The sequence below is a fragment of the Methylobacterium sp. Leaf469 genome (assembly GCF_001424745.1).
Taxonomy (GTDB): domain Bacteria; phylum Pseudomonadota; class Alphaproteobacteria; order Rhizobiales; family Beijerinckiaceae; genus Methylobacterium.
The window spans coordinates 149,020-171,036 of record NZ_LMRE01000043.1 but is presented as its reverse complement, the minus strand read 5'-3'; the positions used below and the strand labels follow the sequence as shown (position 1 = coordinate 171,036).

The 22,017-nt window shown below is 71.5% G+C and carries 23 protein-coding genes; 8 read left to right on the top strand and 15 right to left on the bottom strand.

The window, feature by feature from the left end; translation table 11 throughout:
* Positions 1-6: 6 nt before the first annotated feature.
* From mnhG to ASG60_RS18965, 6 genes are read right to left on the bottom strand one after another with little or no spacing between them, the layout of a single operon-like run.
* Entirely contained in the window at positions 7-348 is a 342-nt protein-coding gene (mnhG, locus tag ASG60_RS18990; RefSeq protein WP_056167132.1) for a monovalent cation/H(+) antiporter subunit G, read from the bottom strand.
* Positions 345-629, bottom strand: coding sequence for a K+/H+ antiporter subunit F (locus ASG60_RS18985; protein ID WP_056167134.1), 285 nt, complete (start codon positions 627-629; stop codon positions 345-347). The genes mnhG and ASG60_RS18985 overlap by 4 nt, the downstream gene beginning before the upstream one ends.
* Positions 626-1,114: a Na+/H+ antiporter subunit E gene (locus ASG60_RS18980; protein WP_056387141.1), complete on the bottom strand. Its 489-nt coding sequence runs from the start codon at positions 1,112-1,114 to the stop codon at positions 626-628. The genes ASG60_RS18985 and ASG60_RS18980 overlap by 4 nt, the downstream gene beginning before the upstream one ends.
* Complete coding sequence (locus tag ASG60_RS18975; protein WP_056387139.1) at positions 1,111-2,676, bottom strand: monovalent cation/H+ antiporter subunit D; 1,566 nt, start codon at positions 2,674-2,676, stop codon at positions 1,111-1,113. The genes ASG60_RS18980 and ASG60_RS18975 overlap by 4 nt, the downstream gene beginning before the upstream one ends.
* A complete protein-coding gene (locus ASG60_RS18970) occupies positions 2,673-3,011 on the bottom strand; it encodes a Na+/H+ antiporter subunit C (RefSeq protein WP_056167144.1) in 339 nt (112 codons plus the stop codon). The genes ASG60_RS18975 and ASG60_RS18970 overlap by 4 nt, the downstream gene beginning before the upstream one ends.
* Positions 3,011-5,923 carry a monovalent cation/H+ antiporter subunit A gene (locus ASG60_RS18965; protein ID WP_056387137.1) on the bottom strand — a complete coding sequence of 971 codons (2,913 nt, stop codon included), beginning with the start codon at positions 5,921-5,923 and terminating at the stop codon, positions 3,011-3,013. The genes ASG60_RS18970 and ASG60_RS18965 overlap by 1 nt, the downstream gene beginning before the upstream one ends.
* 156 nt (positions 5,924-6,079) lie before the next feature.
* Here ASG60_RS18965 and ASG60_RS18960 point away from each other — a divergent pair, with 156 nt between their 5' ends.
* Together ASG60_RS18960 and ASG60_RS18955 are read left to right on the top strand one after the other, a co-directional pair.
* Entirely contained in the window at positions 6,080-6,742 is a 663-nt protein-coding gene (locus tag ASG60_RS18960; protein ID WP_056167326.1) for a PRC-barrel domain-containing protein, read from the top strand.
* A gap of 10 nt (positions 6,743-6,752) precedes the next feature.
* Complete coding sequence (locus ASG60_RS18955) at positions 6,753-6,977, top strand: hypothetical protein (protein ID WP_056387135.1); 225 nt, start codon at positions 6,753-6,755, stop codon at positions 6,975-6,977.
* A 3-nt stretch (positions 6,978-6,980) separates the two neighbouring features.
* Here ASG60_RS18955 and ASG60_RS18950 read toward each other — a convergent pair whose 3' ends face one another.
* The 7 genes from ASG60_RS18950 to ASG60_RS18920 form a co-directional block, all read right to left on the bottom strand.
* The gene (locus tag ASG60_RS18950; RefSeq protein WP_056387133.1) at positions 6,981-7,829 is read right to left on the bottom strand and encodes an extracellular solute-binding protein; all 849 of its coding nucleotides are present in this window, start codon (positions 7,827-7,829) and stop codon (positions 6,981-6,983) included.
* Positions 7,802-8,512 (bottom strand): ATP-binding cassette domain-containing protein, encoded by a 711-nt coding sequence (locus ASG60_RS18945; RefSeq protein ID WP_156398959.1) that lies wholly within the window; start codon positions 8,510-8,512, stop codon positions 7,802-7,804. The genes ASG60_RS18950 and ASG60_RS18945 overlap by 28 nt, the downstream gene beginning before the upstream one ends.
* Positions 8,513-8,517: 5 nt before the next feature.
* Positions 8,518-9,213 (bottom strand): ABC transporter permease, encoded by a 696-nt coding sequence (locus tag ASG60_RS18940; RefSeq protein WP_056167165.1) that lies wholly within the window; start codon positions 9,211-9,213, stop codon positions 8,518-8,520.
* 118 nt (positions 9,214-9,331) lie between these two features.
* Positions 9,332-10,585 carry a gephyrin-like molybdotransferase Glp gene (gene glp, locus ASG60_RS18935; RefSeq protein WP_056387131.1) on the bottom strand — a complete coding sequence of 418 codons (1,254 nt, stop codon included), beginning with the start codon at positions 10,583-10,585 and terminating at the stop codon, positions 9,332-9,334.
* On the bottom strand, positions 10,573-11,127 hold the full coding sequence (gene mobB, locus ASG60_RS18930; protein ID WP_056167171.1) for a molybdopterin-guanine dinucleotide biosynthesis protein B: 555 nt from the start codon (positions 11,125-11,127) through the stop codon (positions 10,573-10,575). The genes glp and mobB overlap by 13 nt, the downstream gene beginning before the upstream one ends.
* On the bottom strand, positions 11,124-13,094 hold the full coding sequence (locus ASG60_RS18925; RefSeq protein WP_056387128.1) for a molybdopterin biosynthesis protein: 1,971 nt from the start codon (positions 13,092-13,094) through the stop codon (positions 11,124-11,126). Before ASG60_RS18925 ends, mobB begins: the two co-directional genes overlap by 4 nt.
* A 2-nt stretch (positions 13,095-13,096) precedes the next feature.
* Positions 13,097-14,188 carry a molybdopterin-binding protein gene (locus ASG60_RS18920; RefSeq protein WP_244476713.1) on the bottom strand — a complete coding sequence of 364 codons (1,092 nt, stop codon included), beginning with the start codon at positions 14,186-14,188 and terminating at the stop codon, positions 13,097-13,099.
* 255 nt (positions 14,189-14,443) lie between these two features.
* On the opposite strand from ASG60_RS18920, the gene ASG60_RS18915 reads away from it, so the two are divergent.
* A complete protein-coding gene (locus ASG60_RS18915; RefSeq protein ID WP_244473110.1) occupies positions 14,444-15,703 on the top strand; it encodes a c-type cytochrome in 1,260 nt (419 codons plus the stop codon).
* A 10-nt stretch (positions 15,704-15,713) separates the two neighbouring features.
* On the opposite strand, the gene ASG60_RS18910 is transcribed toward ASG60_RS18915, so the two are convergent.
* Positions 15,714-16,202: a GNAT family N-acetyltransferase gene (locus ASG60_RS18910; protein ID WP_082531837.1), complete on the bottom strand. Its 489-nt coding sequence runs from the start codon at positions 16,200-16,202 to the stop codon at positions 15,714-15,716.
* 9 nt (positions 16,203-16,211) lie between these two features.
* Positions 16,212-18,203, bottom strand: a complete 1,992-nt coding sequence (locus tag ASG60_RS18905) for a 4Fe-4S dicluster domain-containing protein (protein ID WP_056387207.1) — start codon at positions 18,201-18,203, stop codon at positions 16,212-16,214.
* A 214-nt stretch (positions 18,204-18,417) separates the two neighbouring features.
* Here ASG60_RS18905 and ASG60_RS18900 point away from each other — a divergent pair, with 214 nt between their 5' ends.
* The 5 genes from ASG60_RS18900 to ASG60_RS18880 are packed head-to-tail and all read left to right on the top strand — an operon-like array spanning position 18,418 to position 21,988.
* Positions 18,418-19,167 (top strand): biotin/lipoate--protein ligase family protein, encoded by a 750-nt coding sequence (locus ASG60_RS18900; RefSeq protein ID WP_056387127.1) that lies wholly within the window; start codon positions 18,418-18,420, stop codon positions 19,165-19,167.
* The gene (locus ASG60_RS18895; RefSeq protein ID WP_056387126.1) at positions 19,164-19,727 is read left to right on the top strand and encodes a DUF6505 family protein; all 564 of its coding nucleotides are present in this window, start codon (positions 19,164-19,166) and stop codon (positions 19,725-19,727) included. Before ASG60_RS18900 ends, ASG60_RS18895 begins: the two co-directional genes overlap by 4 nt.
* Positions 19,728-19,761: 34 nt before the next feature.
* On the top strand, positions 19,762-20,772 hold the full coding sequence (locus ASG60_RS18890; RefSeq protein ID WP_056267433.1) for a DUF6352 family protein: 1,011 nt from the start codon (positions 19,762-19,764) through the stop codon (positions 20,770-20,772).
* 11 nt (positions 20,773-20,783) lie between these two features.
* A complete protein-coding gene (locus ASG60_RS18885; protein WP_056167181.1) occupies positions 20,784-21,317 on the top strand; it encodes a DUF3305 domain-containing protein in 534 nt (177 codons plus the stop codon).
* Positions 21,314-21,988 carry a DUF3306 domain-containing protein gene (locus ASG60_RS18880; protein WP_056387123.1) on the top strand — a complete coding sequence of 225 codons (675 nt, stop codon included), beginning with the start codon at positions 21,314-21,316 and terminating at the stop codon, positions 21,986-21,988. The genes ASG60_RS18885 and ASG60_RS18880 overlap by 4 nt, the downstream gene beginning before the upstream one ends.
* The last annotated feature ends 29 nt before the right edge of the window (positions 21,989-22,017 follow it).

Below are 22,017 nucleotides of genomic sequence, written 5' to 3'. Positions count from 1 at the left end.
CACGCTTTACGGGTCGGGGGGTGCGTCGGCGTTGCCCTCGGCCCGGTCGCGGTAGGTGGCGGCGCGGCCGAGCAGGATCAGGGTGACGGGCGTAGTCACGGTGAGGAACAGCCCGATCAGGAGATCGCGCAGGACCAAATGCCCCTCTGCTACCGAGAAGTACAGCACGGAGGCAGTGACGATCAGGGCCATGCCGAGGGTCGCCCCGAGGGTCGGCGCATGCACGCGCTCGTAGAATGTCCGCAGGCGGATCAGGCCGACGGCGCCGGTGAGCGAGAAGCCGGCCCCGGCGAGCGCCAGGGCGACCACGAGCCAGGCGGCCCAGGCGGGCAGGTCGGCGCCGGTCACTGGATCACCTCGCCCTGCATCAGGAACTTCGCCAGTGCCAGGGTGGCGGCAAAGCCGAGCAAGCCGATGATCAGCGCCGCCTCGAAGTAGAGCCCGCTGCCGGTGCGCAGGCCGTGAACCACGATGGCGAGCATGCCGTTGAGGTAGACCGTGTCGAGGCCGAGCACGCGATCCTGGGCTCGGGGACCGCGTAGGACGCGCCAGGCGGCGAGCACCATCGCGAGGACCAGCATCGCCTGCGCCAGCCCCAGGCCGTAGGTGAGGACGAGGGTCGGGCTCACGGAAAGATCTCCATCAATGGGCGCTCGTAGCGATCCTTGACCCTGCGGACCCATTCGTCGCCCTCGACGAAGTCGAGAACGTGAAGGAGCAGGCGCCCGGTGTTGGAATCGTACTGGATCCACAGCGTGCCGGGCGTCGCCGTGAGGATGATCGCCAGCACCGCGAGGCCGTAGGGGCTGCGCAGGTCGAGGGGAATCGACACGAAGCCGGTGTGGCGTGCGCCGCGGCGCAGGCCCAGGATCACCTTCGCGACGTCGATGTTGGATCGCACCACGTCGCCGAGAACGCGCCCCGCCAGCCCGAGGATCGTGCCCGGCGCACGCACGCGCACGGCCTCGGGCCGCAGGGCCCGCATGACGAAGGGCACGAGCCATCCGACGACGACGCTAAGAAATGCCGTCGCGACGGTCAGCGGCGGGTTCAACAGCAGCCACGTCGCGACAAGGGCGAGGGAGAGCAGGGGATAGGGCAGGAACCGGTTCATGGCGCGCCCCCGGGGAGGACCGCGCGGACGTAGGCGGTGGGGTCGGCGAGCCACGCCACCGTGCGATCGGTGTAGGCGAGCCCGAGCCCGCCCCAGAGTGTGAGGCCGAGGCAGACGGTCATCAGTCCAGCCAGGGCCGCGAATTCGAGCCGCCCGATCACCGGATCGGGACCGTCGTGCGGCACCCAGAAGCCCTGGATGCCGAGGCGCACCAGGGGCATCAGGGTCCCGAGGCTGGAGACCGTCAGGACGAGTATGAAGCTCCAGGCCATGGGCGCCATTGCACCGCCCGCGAGGCCTGTGAACATCGCGAGCTTGCCGATGAAGCCGGCCAGCGGAGGCAACCCGGCGAGCATCAGGGTGCAGAGCAGGAACCCGCCGCCGACGATGGCCACGGCCGCCGGGATCGCCCGGCCGGTCTCGGTGGCACCGTCGTCGTCGAAGGGATCGTGGTACTCGTCGGCGAACACGGCCAGGGACGCCGCGGCCGGGTCGCGGCCGCGCTGGAGGATCTCGGCCAGCAGAAACAGCGCCCCCGCCGCCAGGGTCGAGCCGACGAGGTAGAACAGGGCGCCCGACAGGGCGGCCCGGCTGCCGGTTCCGAGGGCGGCCAGCACCGTGCCGGACGAGATCATCACCGCGTAGGCCGCCGCCCGCGTGAGGTCGCGCGCGGCGAGGATCCCGATGGTGCCGTACGCGATGGTGGCGAGGCCGCCGGCGAACAGCCAACCCTGGCCGAACTCCGCAGAGGCGCCGGTGCCGAACAGCAGCAGGCTCAGGCGCACGACGACGTAGATGCCGACCTTGCTCAGGATCGCCAGGATGGCGGCGGCGGGCGCGCTCGCGGCGGAGTAGGTCGGGGCCAGCCAGAACCCGAGTGGCCAGGCGCTGCACTTGATCAGGAAGGCGACGCCGAGCACCGCGCAGCCGGCCTCGAACAGCCCGGCCTCGGCCCCAGCCGGCCCCGACAGGCGGCGGGCGAGGTCGGCCATGTTGAGGGTCCCCATGGTGCCGTAGATCAGGCTGACGCCGACGAGGAAGAACAGCGACGCGATGAGGTTGACGGCGATGTAGGTGAGCCCGGCCCTGATCCGCGTCTCGCCCGAGCCGTGCAGCACGAGGCCGTAAGACGCGGCCAGCATCACCTCGAAGAACACGAACAGGTTGAACAGGTCGCCGGTGAGGAAGGCGCCGTTCACCCCCATCAGCAGCAGCAGGAACAGGGCGTGGAAGCGCGGCCCCGCCCGGTCCCAGCGGGCGACGGCGAAGACCAGGGCCGCGAGGCCGAGGATTCCCGTCAGCACCAGCATCATCGCCGCGAGCCGGTCGGCGACGAGAACGATGCCGTAGGGGGCGGCCCAGTTTCCGAGGCGGTAGACCTGGGGAGCCTCCAGCGTGCCCCAGGCCAGGATGAGGGCGGTGGCCAGCAGGACCGTGGTCGTCGCGAGGCTGATCGCCGCCTTGAGGCGGCTGCGCCGCTCGTCGAGGAGCAGCATCAGGCCCGACGCGGCGATGGGCAGCACGATGGGCAGGACGACGAGGTGATCGCTCGGTGCGCTCATGCGCCGGGCTCGCGGCCATCGACGTGATCGCTGCCGGTGATGCCCCGTGCGGCGAGCAGGACGACGAGGAACAGCGCCGTGAGGGCGAAGCTGATGACGAGGGCGGTGAGCACCAGGGCCTGGGGCACCGGATCGGCGATCCGCGCCGCATCGGCGCCGGCTTCGAGAACCGGCGGGGCGCCGATCGTCAGGCGGCCCATGGCGAAGATGAACAGGTTCACCGCGTAGGTGAGCAGCGACAACCCGAGAACCACCTGGAAGGTGCGCGGCCGCAGGAGCAGCCATACGCCCGAGGCGGCGAACAGGCCGATCCCCAGGGATAGAACGATTTCCATCAGGCGTCGGTCTCCAGGTCGGCGGCCGCTTCGCGGGCGCGGCGCAGGGATTGCCGCGCCAGGGCGACGAGCATGAGCACGCTGGCCCCCACCACGAGCACGACGACGCCGAGATCGAAGGCAACGGCGCTGGCCAGGGGGATTTTCCCCAGGACCGGCACGTCGGCGTACTGGAAGGCGGCGGTGAGGAAGGGGCGGCCGAACAGCCAGGGCACCGCCCCCGCCAGAACGGCGACGAGGAGCCCGAAGCCGATCCAGGCGATCGGGCGGATGCGCAGGCGCTCCTCCACCCATTGCGCCCCGTGGGCCATGTACTGGAGCACGAACGCGATGGTGAGCGCGATGCCCGCCGCGAAACCGCCGCCGGGCCAATCGTGCCCGCGCAGGAAGAGGTGAAGGGCCAGCACGCACACGAACGGGAACAGCCAGGTGATCACCACGGAGGGGATCAGCAGGGCGTCGGACGCGGTGTCGCCGACGCTGCGCTCCGCGTGGGCGAGGTCGGCGGCCTCCTGCCTGAGCTGCTGCTTCGGCCGCTCCAGGCTGTCGGCGGCTGGACGGAAGCGGCGCAGGAGGGCGAAGACCGTGAGACCGACGATTCCGAGCACGCAGATCTCGCCCATGGTGTCGAAGGCGCGGAAATCCACCAGCAGGACGTTGACGACGTTGCGACCGCCGGCTTGGGGATAGGCCTCCTCGACGAACCAGCGGGCGATGCCCTCGGGCGACGGACGGGTCATCACCGCGTAGGCGAGGCCGGCGAGACCGATGCCGACGGCGCCCGCGACGACGAAGTCGGTGACCCGGCGGCGCCGGGCGCGGCGGTTCTCGGCCGCCGGTGCCAGGATGGCCTCATCGCGCTTGGGCAGCCAGCGCAGGCCGAGGAGGAGCAACACCGTCGTCACGATTTCGATGAGCAGTTGGGTGACGGCGAGGTCGGGTGCCGACAGCCAGACGAAGGTGAGGCTGCTGACGAGGCCCGCCCCACCGGTGAGGATCACGGCCGACAGGCGATGGTACTTGGCGCGCTCGGCGGCCCCCACGGCACAGGCGCCGCCCACCAGCCACAGGAGCGCGAAGGCGGGATCGATCCCGGAGGGATCGGGGACGGGCAGGGCGGGCAGGCCGCGCGCGAGCACGGCCGACAGGCCCGCGATGAGGGCCACGAGGAACAAGGCGCGCAATTGCACCTGTACGCGCGTCGCCCCGAGCGCCCGTTCGAGCCCGCGGGCCGCATGCACGAGGCCGGTCATGGCGCGCTCGAACATCCAGCCGCCGTCGAGGCGGTGCATGAGCCAGGGGCCGCCGCGGGGGTTGGTGTTGATGCGCCGGCCGAACGCCAAATAGAGGCCGACACCGCCGGCGAGCGCCCCCATGCTGAGGGCGAGGGGTGCGTTGAAGCCGTGCCAGATCGCGAGGTCGTAGGCTGGGCCGGCCTCGCCGAACACCGAACGCGAAGCGGTCTCCAGGGCCGGCCCGATGGTGAGGTTGGGCACGAGTCCGACACTGATGCAGGCCAGCACCAGGACCTCGATGGGCAGGCGCATCCAGCGCTCCGGCTCGTGCGGCGCCTTCGGCAGATCGTGCGGCGGTGCCCCGAAGAAGGTCTGGCGGATGAAGCGCAGGGAATAGAGCACCGTGAAGGCGGAGGCCAAGGTCGCCAGAACCGGCAGGGCGAGTTGGAGCGGATGGTCGCCCACGTTGTCGACGGCCTCCGACAGGAACATCTCCTTCGACAGGAAGCCGTTCAGCAGCGGCACGCCCGCCATGGCGGCGGCGGCGACCATGGCGAGGGTCGCGGTGTAGGGCATGGCCCGCCACAGGCCGCTGAGGCGGCGCATGTCGCGCGTGCCGGTCTCGTGGTCGATGATGCCGGCGGCCATGAACAGCGACGCCTTGAAGGTGGCGTGGTTCACCGTGTGGAAGATCGCCGCGACGACGGCCAGCGGCGAGTTGAGGCCGAGAAGCAGGGTGATCAGCCCGAGATGGCTGATGGTGGAGTAGGCGAGCAGGCCCTTGAGGTCGTGCTGGAAGATCGCGCTCCAGGCACCGATCAGCATCGTCGCCATACCGGCGGTGCCGACGATCCAGTACCAGGCGTCGGTCTCGGCCAGCACCGGCCAGAAGCGGATCATCAGGAAGATGCCGGCCTTCACCATGGTGGCCGAGTGCAGGTAGGCGCTGATCGGCGTGGGTGCCGCCATCGCCCGGGGCAGCCAGATGTGGAACGGGAACTGCGCCGATTTCGTCAGCGCCGCCGCCAGGATCAGCACGAGGGCGGGCAGGTAGAGCGGGCTCGTCCGGATGGCATCCCCCGACGCGAGCACCACGGCGAGATCGTAGCTGCCGACGATCCGCCCGACGATCACCATGCCGACGAGGAGACACAGGCCGCCGAGGGCCGTGATGGTGAGGGCCATGCGCGCGCCGTCCCGCGCCGCGCGGTTGTCGTACCAGTAGCCGATGAGCAGGAACGAGAAGACGCTCGTCAGTTCCCAGAACACCACGAGCTGGATCAGGTTGCCCGCGAGCACGATGCCGAGCATCGCGCCGACGAAGGCGAGGAAGAACGAGAACAACCGCGGCACCGGGTCCTGCGCCGACATGTAGTAACGCGCGTAGAGCACCACGAGGGCGCCGATGGCGAGGACGAGGACGGCAAACAGCCAGGCGAGGCCATCCAGTCGCAGCACCAGTGCGACCCCGAGGGAGGGCAGCCAGTCGAGGGTCTGCACCACCGGCGCCCCGCCGATGCGGGGATACAGCGCTCCGATACAGGCGAGACTTGCGAGTGTGACGAACCCCGCGAGAAGGGCCGCGGCGTTGCGCGCGTCGCGGGGCAGCAGGGCCGCCGCCACGCTGCCGAGGAAGGGCAGGAGCGCGGCCGCGACGAGGAGGGGCTCGGCAGGCATCAGGGGCAGGGGCCTCGAAAGCGGGGTCCGGCTGGGTGCTCTGGACGATTTTTCGTGGTTTGTCGCCCCGGCGCCCGGAATGGGACCGCGATGAACCGGACCGCACGCCCGCGCATTGAGACCGTGAAGCCCGTGTCCCGGCGCCTGGAGTCAGCCATGAAATCGTATCGGTGGAGCGCCGTACTCCTTGCCGCCATCCTGTGCGGATCCGGCGCCCTGACCCTGAACGCACCCGCACGCGCCGCCGATGAGGCGAGTGCCGCGAAGCCGGCTCAGTTCCGGACCGCACCGGCCCCAGGCACCATGCGGGTTTCGAAGGTGATCGGGGTCGGTGTCGTCGGGATGGATCACGTCCGGGTCGGTACCATCGAGGATGTGCTGCTCGCAGCCGACGGCCGGATCGAGACCGTCGTGATCGGCGTCGGCGGCTTCCTGGGGATCGGTGAGAAGTACGTCGCGGTCCCCTTCGAACTGCTGGCCTGGAACGTCGGCGACGTGCCACTCACCTCGGGGCCGACCTCGGTCGCCACCCCCCAGAATGCCGCGTCGACGGCCGAGGCCGCCCAGGCCGGGCCGCAGACGATGCCGGGGAGCGACACCACCCGCGACGTCCTCGGCGCCGTCGAGGACAAGCACAGCGGGCGGGTCACCGACGCAACGGGTTCCACGGGCGCGCAGACGCCCACGGGGGAACGCGCGACCGTGCTCGCAGGCGCCTCCGGCAACGCACCCGTCCGGGCGGAGCTGCGGCTGACGAAGGCCGAGCTCGCCGCTGCGCCGGCTTTCACATTCGACGGTACGGCCGGACGGCAACCGTGAGGATCGACCGATGAACCGGATACTGGCCGTACCGATTTTGCTCGGCGCCGTGGGCGAGGCCGTCGCACAGTCGATGAACCCGGCCCCGCCGATCCCGGAGACCGGGCCGGCGGGCTCCAACTCCAGCGCCAACACCCTGGCGGCGATGGATTTCAATTGGGTTTGGGTAAGCCTCGTGGCGATCGTGCTCGGGGCCGCCCTCTGGTACGTCGTGCGCCAGCGTCAGTCGCGCTGAGGGTCACGGCGCGCGAACGGTCCCGGCGCTCGGGAAGAACAGCTGCTCGCCGCCGATCCGATACGCTGCGATGGAGTCTTGGCCCTCGGGCGAGACGAGCCAGTCGATGAAGGCCTGCCCCTCCTTCACCTTCACGGTGGGATGCTTGTCCGGGTCGACCAGCATCACGCCGTAGGGGTTGAACAGGCGCTTGTCGCCCTCGACCAGGATCGCGAGATCACCCCGGTTCTTGAACGCGAGCCACGTTCCGCGATCGGCCAGGATGTAGGCGCCGAGGGCGGAGGCCGTGTTCAAGGCCGGTCCCATGCCCTGGCCGACATCGCGGTACCACTCGCCCTTCACCGCGGGCAGATCGATCCCGGCCTCCTTCCAGCTCCGCAGCTCGGCGCTGTGGGTTCCCGAACGATCACCGCGCGAGACGAAGGGCGCCTTGGCCGCGGCGATCTTCCGGAGGGCGGCGGTGATGTCGGTGCCCTTCGTGCCGGCCGGGTCGCCCTTCGGCCCCACCAGTACGAAGTCGTTGTACATCACGTCGAACCGCGCCTTGGCGAAGCCCTGCGCCACGAAGGCGTCCTCCGCCGCCCGGTCGTGGACGAGAACCACGTCGGCGTCACCCCGGCGCGCCGCGTCGAGGGCCTGACCGGTGCCGAGCGCCACCACCTTCACGGTGATGCCGGTCTTCGCCGCGAAGGCGGGGAGGATGTGCTTGAACAGGCCGGACTGCTCCGTCGAGGTGGTCGAGGCCACGACGATGGAGGCCGGCTCGGCGCTCGCGGGGAAAGCCCCCAGGGGGGAAGCCCCCAGGAGTGCGAGGAGACCGAGGGTCAGGACGCTGCGGCGAGGGAAGTCCAAGGCAGTTCTCCATCGAAATAGGCGCGCGCTTCGGGCGTGCGCGGGGACAGGAGGGTGGTCCGGGTCGGGCCGTGCTCGACGGCGCGGCCCCGGGCGAGGACGATCACGTCGGCGGCGAGCCGCGCGACCTGTGCGAGATTGTGGGAGACGAGCACCACCTTGGTGCCTTCCGCCGCCATCTCGGCGATGAGGGCTTCCACGAGCTCGGTGGCACTGGGATCGAGGTTCGCCGTCGGCTCGTCGAGGAGGAGGAGGTCGGGCCGGGCCGCCCAGGCGCGGGCGAGGGCGAGGCGCTGCTGCTCGCCGCCGGAGAAGCGGGTGGCCGGGTCGCCGGCCCGGTGTGCGAGGCCGACGCGGGCGAGCGCCGCGCGGGTGCGCTCCCGGCGCTCGGGCCGAGACAGGCTCAGGGGCACGAGGCCGAGGGCGACGTTGGCGGCGGCACTCGCCCGGATGAGGGCCGGCTTCTGGAACACGAAGGCCCGGCGCGCCGCACCCGGCACCCGCAGGCTGCCACCCGTCGGAACCAACAGCCCGTCGATCACCCGCAGGGTCGCGCTCTTGCCCGCCCCGTTGGGGCCGACGAGGGCGGTGATGCCGGAGGGCGGGATCGCGAGGCTCAGGCTGTCGAGGATCGTGGTGCGATTGAGGACGAGGCGGATGTCCGTGAGGGTGATGCCCGCCATCGCGCTCACCCGTAGGCGCGGGCGGCGTGGCCGCGCAGGAGGGCCGCCACCGCGTTCACCGTGACCACGAGTCCGATGAGGACGAGGCCCAGCGCCAGGGCGAGGCTGAGATCGCCCTTCTGGGTCTCCAGGGAGATCGCCGTCGTCATGGTGCGGGTGTGACCGTCGATGTTGCCGCCCACCACCAGCACGGCGCCGATCTCCGAGATCGCCCTTCCGAATGCCGCGAGTGCCGTGGTCACGAGGGAGAAGCGGGTGTCGTGGATGAGTACGCCCGCCCGGCGCGGAGCGGAGAGACCGAGTGAGCGCAACTGCTCGCCGAGATGGTCCTCGGCGTCGGCGATCACTTGGCGGGTCAGGGCCGCGACGAGGGGGGTCGCCAGGACCGCCTGCGCCGCCACCATGGCGCCAGGGGTGAACAGCAGGCCGAGCGACCCGAACGGTCCCGACCGTGACAGGACGAGGTAGAGCACGAGCCCGACGATCACCGGCGGCAGCCCCATGAACGCGTTGAGCAGCCCGACGAGCGCGGACCGGCCCCGAAACCGTGTCACGGCAAGGAACGCACCCAAGGGAATGCCCAGAACGAGGCCGATGGCCACGGCCGACAGGCTGACGCGCAAGGACAGCCACGCGATGGCGACGACGTCGCGATCGAGGGTGGCCAGCCGTGCGAACGTCTCGTGAAGGGTCTCGGTCATGCGTGCCGGAAGCAGGGGTTCGGCTGCGATGCAACGCCCGGGCGGACGAGCGCAATAAGAAGTTCTCTTCCGATGCAGAGCGGCGTCTTATCCCCGACCGCAAATGATCGGGGACGCGCTACCAGAGTACGGCGTGGGGATAGAACGCGACGGTGTCGCCGGGCGCGACGCCGATGACGTCGTCCGGAAGTTCGGCGAGGCCATCGCTTTGGGTCAACGACGTGAGAAGGCCTGCGCCCTCACGGGGGAACTTGTGTGCCTCCATCACCCCGTCGGGGCCGGGTGCCAGGGTCACCCGGACGAACTCGCGGCGTCCCGACTTCTTGCGATAGGCGAAGGCGGCGCGGACCTTCTGCGGAACCGGGGGTACGACACTCGCCCCACCGAGGCGCGCGAGCAGGGGACGCACCACGAACAGCAGCGTCACGTAGACCGCGACGGGGTTGCCCGGCAGGCCGACGAAGGGCGTGCCGTCGACGAGACCCATGGCCACGGGGCGGCCGGGCTTGATGGCGAGCCGCCAGAACAGGAGCTGGCCCACCGCCTCCACGGCGGTCCGGACATGGTCCTCCTCCCCCGTCGAGACCCCGCCCGAGGTGAGGATGAGATCGTGGTCGCGGGCGGCGTCCACGAGACGCCTCGCCAGGGGCTCGGGCGCATCGCGCAGGATGCCGAGATCGTCCACCCTGACGCCGAGGCGCCCGAGGAGGGCCGCCAGCATCACCCGGTTGGAATCGTGGATGGCACCGAGCCCGAGGGGCGTTCCCGGCTCGGCGAGCTCGTCGCCCGTCGAGAACAGGGCGACCCGCAGACGCGTGCGGACGGGCAGGCGCGCATGGCCGGTGGCGGCGGCGAGGGCCAGGTCCTGCGGCACGAGCCGTCGCCCCGCCGCGATGATCCGCTCGCCCCGCGCGACATCCTCGCCGGCGGCGCGCGCGTTGGCGCCAGGCTTCAACCCTTGCGGCAACAGGACGGCGTCGCCCTCGCGGCGCACGTCCTCCTGCATGAACACCGTGTCGGCGCCGGGCGGCAGGGCGGCACCCGTGAAGATGCGGACGGCGCCACCGGATGCCGCGAGGGCATCCGGCACGGCGCCGGCGGGGAGCCGACCCAGGACGGGGAGCCGGGTTTCCCCGTTCCCATCCAAGTCGGCATGGCGCACGGCGTAACCGTCGACGGCGGAATTCGCGAAGGGCGGCACGTCGTGACCGGCCACCACATCCTCGGCCGCCACGCGCCCGTCGGCGTCGACCAGGGACACCCATTCGGTGCCGGCGAGGACGGGCAGGCGCGCCGCGATGAGGCTCGCCGCGTCCTCGATCCGCATCAGCGCCCCGCCGAAGGCGAAGCAATCGTCGCTCAGCTGCGCCATGCGTCCTCCGGGAGCTCGAGGCGATCGAGGGTCGCTTCCAAGGATTCGGCCCGGGCGAGGACGAGATCGGCGATGCCGGCGATATCGTCGAGATCGACCACCGGAACGCCCGCCTCCGGGAAATCGGTGTCGCTCGCGACCCCGACGATACGCGGATCGCCGGGATGGAGCGGTGGCCGGCCGTTGGCCGCCCGGTGGACTTCGAGCTTGGCGTGCGCCGCGCGCTTGAACCCCTCGACGAGGGCAAGGTCGCACGACGAGAGTTTGCGCAGAAGATCGGCGAGCGTCGCCTCCGGGCCGTCCGCGACTTCGTGGATCTGGACCCAGCGCCGGGCGGACGAGACGATGACCTCGCCGGCGCCCGCCTCCCGGTGGCGGTGGGAATCCTTACCCGGCCGGTCGACGTCGAAGTCGTGATGGGCGTGCTTGAGGGTCGCCACCCGTAGCCCGCGTCCCACGAGGGCGGGGATCAGCCGCGTCAGCAGGGTGGTCTTGCCCGCCCCGCTCCAGCCGGCGAGGCCGATGATCCGGGGGGCGGTCATGGGGTGTCTCCGACGCGAAAACCGAGATCGCGCAGCGCCGCGCGGGTCCGATCGTCCGCGAGCACGTCGAGGAACGCCGCCAGGGCCGGCGTGTCGCGCCTGTCCGCCGCGTAGGCGAAATCGTAGCGCTCCTCCGTGAGCGGTAGGAAGCCGAGGCCGTAGGCGCGGGCCACGGTGGAAATGGCGACGCCCCAATCGGCACGCCCCTGCGCCACGGCCGCCGCCACGGCGTTGTGCGAGCGCGGCTGGTTCCAGAACCCGGCGGGCCGGGCGCCCTTCAGGAGATCGTCGACGAGGGCGCGGGTGCCCGAGCCGACGTTGCGGTTGACCATCACGGCGTCGGGCAAGGCGAGGGCGGCGGTGACGGCGGCCTCGGCCGCCCTCGCCTCGAACAGCGGATCGCCGCGCCGGAACACCACGCCCTGGAGCCGCCCCCAACCGGGCGCGAGGCGGAAGCCTTCGGCGAGGAAGGGACCGTTGTAGAGCCCGGTCTCGGGGTCGAGGAGGTGCAGGGCGGCGAGATCGCATTCGCCGCGCTGGAGGGCGGCGAGGCCCCCGGCGGAGCCGACCCAGAGGGTGCGGGCGCGAAGACCCCGCTCGGCCAGCAGGCCGATCACCCGGTCGAGCCCGACGCAATGGCTGCCGATCAGGGTGAGGTCGGGCGGGCGCACCCCCGCCCCGAGGCGGGTGACGGACACGGTCTCGCCGACCTCGACGCCCGAGCGGGCGGCCGGAACGGAGAAGAAGCCGTCGGCCTGCGAGAACGCCGTGACGGAGCCCGATCCCTTCGAGACCGGCAGGGCGACGAGCCCCTCGGGCGTCTCGGCCAGCGACGCCATCACGAACTCGGTCCGCCCGAGTTCGGAGGCCACGCGCTGGGGCAGCACGGCCGCGACGGCCTCGTCCTCGCGCGGAGGCAGCCCCGCCATGGCGCGGATGAGCGGCACGACGAAATCGTGGAACGTGAACATCGCGGAGGTCGGAAAACCCGGCAGCACGACGACGGGCTTGCCCTCCGCCACGGCGAGGCAGAGCGGCTTGCCGGGCTTGAGGGCGACGCCGTGAACGAGGATGCCGGGGCTCCCGAGATCCCGCAGGATACGATGCGAGACGTCGCCAGCGCCCTTCGAGGTGCCCCCCGAGAGCACGACGATGTCATTCTCGGCGAGGGCCGCCTGCAGGGCCTCGCGAAGGGCTGCCGCATCGTCGCGAACGATGCCGAGGGACACGGCCTCGCCGCCGTTCTCGATGACGGACGCGGCAACGATCGGCCCGTTGGAATCGTAGATCGCCCCCGGGGGAAGGGGCAGTCCGGCCGCCCTGAGTTCATCGCCGGTGGACAGCACCGCGACCCTGGGCCGGCGCACCACGGGAATGCGGGCGAGGCCGCAGGCGGCCAGCATGCCGATCTCGCGGGCGGTGATGCGCAGGCCCCGGCGCAGGACCGTCTCGCCGGCGGCCATGTCACCCCCGGCGTAGCCGATGAACTGGCCCGGCCGCGCCGCCTGAACGAGGTCGATGGCCAGCACCGCGTCGAGGAACTCGGTCTGCTCGACCATCACCACCGCGTCGGCGCCGCGCGGGATGACGCCGCCGGTGGCGATGGGGGTGGCGCTGCCCTCGGCCACGGCGAGGCTCGGCGCGACACCGCAGGCCAGGATCTCACGGTTGAGGACGAGGCGCCGGGGGCTCGCCGCACCGGCGCCCTGGGTGTCCGTGGCCCGCACGGCGAAGCCATCCACCAGGGCCCGGTCGAAGGGCGGCACGTCGATGGGGGAGGCGACATCCGTGGCGAGCACACGGCCAAGGGCCTCGGCCAACGGGACGTCCTCGGGCGGCAGGACCCGATGGGGAACCGCCGCCCGAAAGCGCGTCGCGGCCTCCTCCCGGCTGACCACGGACAGGAACTGCTCCTGCCGGGCGGCGGCGGCCAGGCGTTCGCGAAACGGGATCTCGTTCTCCGGCATCGTCACAGGGTCAGGACCTCGACCGTCGTGCCCTCCGGATAGCCTTCCAGTTCCGGCGGCACCAGGATCGCTCCGTTGGCCTCGGCGAGGCGCGACAGGGCGAGGTCGGCCCCGCCGAGCGGCTCGACGACGCCGGCGTGGCGGCGCACGAACACCACGTCGCTCACCCCGATGGTGGCGCTGACCTTGCGCGTCAGGATTCCGCTCACGGGCTCTGGCCCATCGCCACCCGACAGGGCGGCGAGGAGTGGACGCCCGAGGGCGAGGTACACGGAGAGCGCGGCTTCCGGGCGGCCCGGGAGCAGCAGGACGGAACGGCCGTCGGCGCGCCCGATGGCGGCGGTCTCGCCCGACCGGATCGCGATGCCGTGAGCCAGGACCTCGCCGGCCAGCGCCAGGGCGGCGACGCTGTGGTCCGTCCGCCCCGGACCGGTTCCGCCGAGGACCAGAACGGCGTCAACCGCAGCCGCACGGATCGCCGACGCGATCGCCGCGGGATCATCCGGTACGGTGACGGGCGTACCGGGATCGCCGCCATCGGCCGCAATCAGGGCCGCCAGGGTTTCGGCCAAGGGCGCCGAACCACCGGTGGCGACGAGGGCGACGCGCGGGCTGCGCACCGGGACTTGAGCGAGGCCCGCCGCGGCCAAGGCGAGAAGGTGCAGCGGTCCGACACGCGTACCGGCGGCGAGGACGCGCGTACCGGCCGCGAGATCCTCGCCCGGCCGGCGGACTCCGTCGCCGGCGGGGGCATCCGCGACGAACGTCCGGCCCTCCAGAGCCTCGGGCGGCAGCATGGTATCGGCGCAGTCGGGGAGAATCTCACCGGCCTCGACCCAGACCGGCGGCGCACTCGGGAGAATCGGTGCGTATGCCGAGGCCCCGGTGACGCCTTCGGCCTCCACCGCCCAGCCGTCACGCAGGGCCGTCGGCCGTTCGGGCGAGTTTCGGTTCGCGACCACGTCGTGGGCCGCCGCGAAACCCAAGGTCAAGGTCGCCGGAAGCACCCGCTCCGCGACGGGAACCACGCCCGAGACGAGGCGTGCCACCGCGTCGGCCAGCGGCATCAGGGCCGCCGAGGCGTGCCGCGTCACGCCGTTTCCACGAGGACGCGCAGTCGGCAAATCCCAGCTTCCATCCACGCAGGGCCATCCATACGACTCCGCATGCGGCATCGGCCTGCGTTGATCAAGCGTGTGCGGTGCAGGTCTGCGCGGCACAGGGCCCCAGGGTGCGTCCGGGGACAGGGCCGTCGCGCCTCGGTTATGGTCCGGCCGAACCGGCGGGGAGCCGGCCCGTTGGAACCGAGAGCCATGCGGCCCCTGCGCGTCATGCGATCCGTCCTTGGAATGTTCGGCCTGTTGGCCGTGTCGCTGGCGACTCCTCCGGCCCTGGCACAGATGCGCGGCCATGGTGGTCCGGTGCGGGCGCTGGCGGTGGTCCCGGGTGGAGACATCGCGATTTCGGGCGGTTTCGACCAGGCGGTGATCGTGTGGGGAATCGCGACCGGCACCGCGCTGAGTGTCCTGCGCTTCCACGAAGGGGCGGTGAACGCCGTCGCAACCCTACCGGACGGCGGCTTCGCCACGGCTTCGGAGGATGGCCGCATCGCCCTGTGGCGCAATGGGCGGTCGGAGCCCGAGCGCGTCCTCTCCGAGCACACCGGACCGGTGGCCGGGCTGGCGGTGTCGCCGGACGGGCTCCAGATCGCCTCCGCGTCCTGGGACGGGACGGCGCGGGTCCGACCCCTGGCCGGCGGCCCCGGGCGGGTGCTCGAAGGGCACACGGGCCCCATCAACGCCGTCGCCTTTCTGTCCGACGGACGGATCGCCACCGCCGGCTACGATGCCACCTTGCGGATCTGGCCGAGTGCGGACGGGCCGCCGCGCGTCACCCCCCTTCCGACGCCCCTGAACGCCCTCGCGGTGACCCGTGACGGCGAAATCGCCGTGGCGGGCGGGGATGCCATCGTGCGCTTGCTGCGCCCCGACGGCGGTGAGCGGGCGGCCGCCGATGTCGGACCGAACCCGGTGATCGCCCTGGCTTTCTCGCCGGACGAGACCCGCTTGGCCGCAGCCACGGCGGGCGGCACCGTCGCTCTCATCGATCGCGCCAGCGGCCGCATCCTGCGCCGTCTCGTCGGTCCGGGCCTGCCGGTGTGGTCCGTGGCGTGGCGGGGCGACGAACTCGTCACGGGCGGCAGCGACCGGCTGGTCCGACGCTGGAACGCCACCACGGGCGAGCCCATCGGCGCCCTGAGTTTGCCGCGCCCGGCCGACACCCTGGCGGCTTTTCACGGCGATCGCGGCGCAGAAGTCTTCCGCGCCTGCGTCGCCTGCCACGCCCTGACGCCGGAGGCCGGCCCGCGGGCCGGCCCGAATCTCGCCGGCATCATCGGTCGCCGCATCGCGAGCGAGCCCGGGTATCGCTATTCCGATGCCCTGAAATCCATGGACCTCGTCTGGGACACCACCACCATCGCCCGCCTGTTCGAGGTCGGCCCGGCCCGCTACACGCCGGGCACCCGCATGCCCGAGCAGACCATCACCGACGCGGACGACCGCGCGGCCCTGGTGCGGTTCCTCGAAAAGGCGACCGCCCTGCCGTGACACGGGCCGGTCAGGGCCGCCGGACCATGTAGCGGGCGTCGGCCCCGTAGCTCGCGAGCTTCTCCGCCGAAGGGGGGCAGGGCGCCTCACGGAACCCTTGAGCCCGCCAGAAGGGGACGGACCTGTTCACCGCCACCAGGGCGATGGCCGCACCGTCGGAGCGCGCCACGAGATCGGCCACGGCCGCGCGGGCATGGCCCTGGCCCGCCGCCCGCGGGTGCAGCCCAAGATCATGAACGTGGATCGCATCGTGGCCCGCGATGCTTTCCAAGGCTTGATTCAGGGGCGGGATGCGGCCAAGCGGCCAGGGATAGGCGATGAGATAGCCGCGGATCGCACCGGCCTCCGGCGCCAGCACCCGGCAAAGGGTCGGGCTTGCCCGGAGGCGCTCAGCGAAGCGCTCGGGTGCCTCGTAATGGTCCGGAAACAGGGCCTCAGCGAGGGCGACGACCGCGCCGAGATCGTGCGGCACCATGGGCCGCCAGGACAAGCCGTCCATCGGACCCGCTCAGACGGCCTCGCCCCGCTCCGTCCGCTCACGGAAGTAATCCTCGGTCGTACGGGTGCGCGTCCGCTCCGGCCCGGCATGGGGATCGAAGCCCTGGTTGAGGGCCGCTTCGACGCGGCAATCCTCGCACATCATCAGGGCATTGACCCGTTCGGCGCCGCCGGAGCCCGAGAACATCCAGTGACGCTCGCGCAGCTTCTCGACGACCCGCTCGATGGTGCTGCGGGTGCCGAACGGCTTGGCGCAACTGATGCAGCAGAACGGCTCCTCTTCCTTCACCACGCGGCGCGGCGCGGTCCAGGCCTCGAAGTCGAGGCCGGGCCGGAGATCGATCACCGATTCCGGGCAGGTCGCCGCGCACAGGCCGCACTGGACGCACAGGCTCTCCTCGAAGGCCAGCAACGGCCGTTCGGCGCTGTCCGAAAGGGCATGCGTCGGGCAGGCGCCGACACAGGCGAGGCAGAGGGTGCAATCTTCCGTGCGGAAGTCGAGTCCGCCGAAGGGGGCACCGGCCGCCAGGGGCACATAGGCCGTCGGGCGAGGCGCCGCCTCGTACATCTCGCGGAAGGCGAAGCGCAGCACCTCGCGCTTGCCGCCGACGGGCATGAACCGGCTCGGACGGGACGACGCGGCGCCGATGCGGGCTCCCGACAGAGCCGCCCCGAGGGCGTCCGGATCGTCGGTCTCGATCACCGAGATGGCCGGTCCCGCCCCGCCATATCCGAGGGCCTGCGCCAGGGTGTCGGCGAGCGCCACCGTGCGGTGGAGGCTGTCGAGGTCGTGGTGGGGCCGGGCACGGGCGAGGACATGCACGCCCGTGGCCCCATAGGCGAACAGCGCCGCCATCGCCTCGGGGCCGAGTTGGGTGATCTCGTTGAGGCGCACGGGCAGGACGCGGGCGGGCAGGCCGTCACCGTGGCGGGCCAGGGCATCGATGAGCGGCTCGCCGTGATCGCCGTCGTGGAACAGGATCGTCGCGTCCTGGCCGCCGGCCTCGGAGTAGGCCAGCATCAGGCCGCGCAGGCGTCGCATCAGGGCATCCGCGGGCGGCACGGCGTAGGCGGCGGCCCCCGTCGGGCAGACGGCCGCGCAGTTGCCGCAGCCGGCGCAGACGGCGGGATCGATGGCCACGGTGTCGCCCGCCGACGCGATGGCGCCCGTGGGGCAGACTTCGAGGCAGCGGGTGCAGCCGGTGATGCGCGAGCGCGAATGCGCGCAGAGATCGGCCCGGAAATCCACGAACCGGGTCTTGTCGAAGGTGCCGACGAGATCGGCCGCCGCCGTGATGGCGCGTTCCACCGCCGCCGGGTCGCGCGGGTCGGCGCGCAGATACCCGATGCGGAGGTCGTGAGCCGGAAACAGCGGCGTGCCGCCGCTCAGGTCGAGGACCACGTCGCAGGTCGAGGTGGCACCGTTGCGCGGCAGGCCGAAGACGAGGTGCGTCCGCGAGGACGGGGCGGGGAGGGCGTAATCGTCGATCCGGAGTTCGAAGGCCCCGAGGCGGCCGGTGGCGCCCGCGATGGTGCCCTGGAGAACCGGGAAGTCGTTGCGCTGCGGCGGCTCGACGGCGTCCGGCCGGGTCAGCAGGACGGTGACGTCGAGATCCCCTGCAAGCCGCCGTCCCGCCTCGATGGCGACGGCGTCGCGGCCGTAGATGAGCGCCACGCCCTGGCTCTCGATGGAGACGGTGCTGGCGTCGGGGACGGGCTCGGCCGCGGCGGCCAGAAGAGCCGCCATCTTGGGACCGGCCCGACCGGCCTCGGTGGACCAGCCGGCAGTCTCGCGGATCTTGGCGTAGGTGACGCGGTCCTCGGCACCCAGTTCCTCGGCGACCTCGTCGAACAGGGGCGACTGAAGGGTGCAGGACACGGTGACGGGGACGCCCGTGCCGAGGGCTTCGCGGAAGCGGTCGAGTTCCCGGCCACAGAGCTGGTCGGCGGTCTTCAGCGTCCCGCCGCAGCCGCGCGCGATGGCGGTAGCGTCGAGGGGCATGGTGCCCTCGCAGGAACAGGCGAACACGAGACGATCGGACACGGGGCAACCTGAGGCGTTGGGGACCGGCGCGGGCCCTTCGCGGGGCCTCGCGCATCCGTTATATAATCGAACGGTTCGAAACTACGAACGCACCAATTGATCGCACCGGGCGGGGCCCCCGTCCGGCCCGTGAAGTCCCACCCGCGAAAGTACCCGGATTGACCGCGCGCCCATGACAGTCCCGTCCGCGACCGATCCGGCTCGCCTCGTGCTGCCGCCGGCCTTCACCGGCCTGCGCGCACCGGCGACAGACGATGCCTTCGCGCGCGCCTGTGCGCTCGCCGCGGACGAAGGCGGCGATGCGGCCGGGACCCTGGTTCTGGTCGAGCGCGCGGATATCCTCGATCTCGCGGTCGTCCTCGCCCCCGAGGAGCCGCTCGCGTCGGCCCGCCGCGCCCTCCTTCTCGGCATGGTGGCTCTCGTCGATGCCGTGGGGACTCACGGGCCGCCGGAGATGCCCATCACCCTGCTCTGGCCGGACGAACTGAGGTTCGACGGGGCGCGTCTCGGCGGCGGACGCCTCGGCTGGCCTCGGGACTGCGCCGAGGATGCGGTTCCGGACTGGCTGGTCTTTTCCGCCATGCTGCTCGTCTCGAAGCCTCACGGCGACGATCCTGGTCTGACTCCGGACTCCACGGCTCTGGACGAGGAAGGCTTCGGGCCCGGCATCCGCCTCGCCCTGGTGGAGAGTTTCGCGCGAAACCTCATGAAGGCGTTCACCACCTGGGCGGAAGACGGGTTCGACGGCATCGCGGCGCGCTACCTCGCCCATGTGCCGGCGGCCGTCGGGGCGCGGGCGGAAATCGACCGCAACGGCGATGCCGTCCTCGAGCATGACGGCGCGGTCGAGCGCCTGCCGCTCGCCCCCTGCCTGACGACGCCGGTCTGGCGCGATCCCGCCACCCGGGCGGTACGGCTGTGAGCCCCCTCAAGCTACCCCGAACGCTGCGTCTCGACCCGTCCGACAGCTTCGTGTTCGCGGACGCCGCCGAGCCCGGCGAATGGGCCGTGACCGGCTCGTTCCTGTTCTGGGACCGGGATCTGTCGAACCTGACGGGCAAGGACCGGGTCGCCTTTCGCTCGGGGTTCCTCGGGGTGCGCTCGTTCGGGTTCTCGACCCTGGTGGTGGTGAGCGAGGCGAGCGAGGCCGAGCGGGACGAGGCCGTCGCGGACCTGGCGCACCATCTGCGGGAACGCCTCGGCGCACCGGACCAGGCGGCCGCCCTCGCAGCGGCGCGGGAAGAGATCGATTTCGCCGCCTCCCTCTGCGACCTTCCCGTCGGCACCGTCGTGGCGATGCATCGCACGGAGACGGACGGCGCGATCGCGGAAGCGTTTCGCACGTTGCACCAGAAGCCCGGCGGCGAGGACCGCCTCCATGCCGGCGCCCGCGCCTTCCGTTTCGTCGAGACCGACGAGGACGAGCGGGAGGAGCGCGCCGACCTCGTCGGTCTCGCGCGACGCGACCGGATGGAGCCATGATGCCGCACGCAGCCAACAGGGGCCGTTGCCAGGAATGACCGAGTTCTGGGTATCGAGCGGCCACCATCTCACCCGCCGCACGGAAGGCGGCGGCCTCGGGGCCACCGACGAGTTGATCCTCGCCTATCTGGCGCGGCCGGAATTGATCCCGCCGGAAGAAGCGTGCGCCGCCGAGCGGAGGCTCCACGCCGATCTCCTGGCCGAGCCCCGACGCACCGTAACCACGGAGGCCTTGGCGGCCATCGTGGATGCCGACGCACGGGAGAACTGGGCGGTGCTCCTGGCGTTCCGCGACCGGCTTCTCGCTGCGCGCTCCATCGAGGCGGCTTACTTGAGTCTCGTGCGCGAGGGCCTGCAGGGCACGCCGTCCCTGTTCCTCAACCAACTCGTGCACCTCATCCTGCGCAATGCGCTGGATTCGTGCGACGATCCCTACGTCCTGCGGGCGGCCGAACTGTTCTTCCGCACCCAGCGGGTGAGCCGGCACGAGGGCGCCGTGCTCCTCGCCGATGCCGAGGTGATCGAGGCGCGCGAGGGCTCCGCCCCGCTCTCCCCCCTCGTGGCGATGCTCGGCAAGGAAGCCGCCAACGAGCTCGATGTGCTGAACGACGAGAATGCCTGGACCTACTGGAGCCGCTCGGACGCGTTCTCCATGGCGCTCAATCTCGGATCGAGCCCCCGGAGCCGGGAGGGTCTGGCCCGCGTCATCGAGGTGTTCGTGCGTCACCTCCTCAACACCGAGGTCACGGTGACCCCCCTCGACCGGCTCGAGGACACGGACTGGCGCTGGTTCGTCGGCCTCGACGCGGAGGGCACGCGCATCGGCAACGCGCTCTGGCGGGGCGAGACCGTCGATTCCACGACGCAGGAGCGGGTGATCGCACTCTTCCGGCTCGTTTTCGCCGACACGGGCCAGGTCGACCCGAAGGTCGGCGACAGACCGGTCTACCTGATCCTCGCGGGCACAACGACGAACCAGGTCCAGATGAAGCCGCAGAACATCGTCGCCGGCCTGCCCCTGCGTGCCGCCTCCCCGGCGGCTTGAGGAATCTCCCCATGTCCGACTCCCCCCCCGACAATCACTTCGAAGTCGGTGTCGTCGTGGAGAAGCGTCGCCTGAAAGGGCCGTGGGCGACCCACGCCTGGCTCCCCGTCGCGATCCTGCCGGCGGCCCCCGCCGCGCCGCCGGGGACGCGCCTCTCGGGCACCGAGGACGAGGGCACCTATTATGCGGGTGCCTACGACGTTCATCTGCACCCGGCCGAGACCGCGCATTACCGCGACAATCTCGTGTCCGGACGCCCCTCCCTCTGGGTCGCCCTGCGCAAGCTCGGCGAGGGGGATTACGAGGTCGCCACCGTCACGGCCGACCCCTACGAGGGCGAATCCATGGCCGAGGGCATCGGCGAGGTGGTCGAGGCGGTGCCGATGCCGCCCGATCTGCAAGCCAAGCTCCTCGCCTTCTTCGAAGCGCACCACATCGAGCGCGTGTTCGAGAAGCGCAAACGAGACCGGGCCGACCCCGAGGCCCTGGCCCGGCAGGCCGGCGGTTCCGGCACCGGAGCCGGCCGCAAGGGGAGACGGTCATGAGCGACGGCTTCCTGTCGCGCTGGGCCCGGCGCAAGCGCGACGTTCGCCTCAGCGAGCGGGCGGAGATCCCGCCGGTTGCGGAGGACTTCGTCGACCATCCCCCCACCCCGGCGGACGAGACCATCGCGTCGGATGCGGCCGCCGAGGCGGAACGCGACCTCCTAGCCGATTTGCCCTCCCTCGCGGACCTCACGGCGGAGACGGACCTGACGCCGTTCCTGCGTGCCGGCGTGCCCTCGGCCATGCGCAACGCCGCGCTTCGAAAGATGTGGTCCGTCGATCCCGCCATCCGCGACTTCGTCAGCGAAGCGCGGGAATATGCCTACGATTGGAATACGCCCGGCGGCGTGCCGGGCCTCGGCCCGCTCCTGCCCGTCGACGACGTGAAGGCCATGCTCGGCCGGCTGTTCAACCGCGATCCATCCGAACCGCTCGCCGCCGACACGAGCCGGGTGGAACCGGCACCGCAGGCCGATGCCGAAAGCGAGACTTTCGAGAGCGCTGCTTCCGAAGGGCAGCCGGTCGCCGAGGCGTCGGACGCGTCGAAGCTCCTGGCAAAACCGATGGATAGTACCGCTCCTGCGAATTCCCCGGAACCAGCACGCGCAACATCGATCAATACAGTTTCAGTATCGCGCCTGCGACGCCATGGCGGTGCTAGGCCAAGCTGAGCTGTGGAATCGGGATTGCGCCAGTCTCG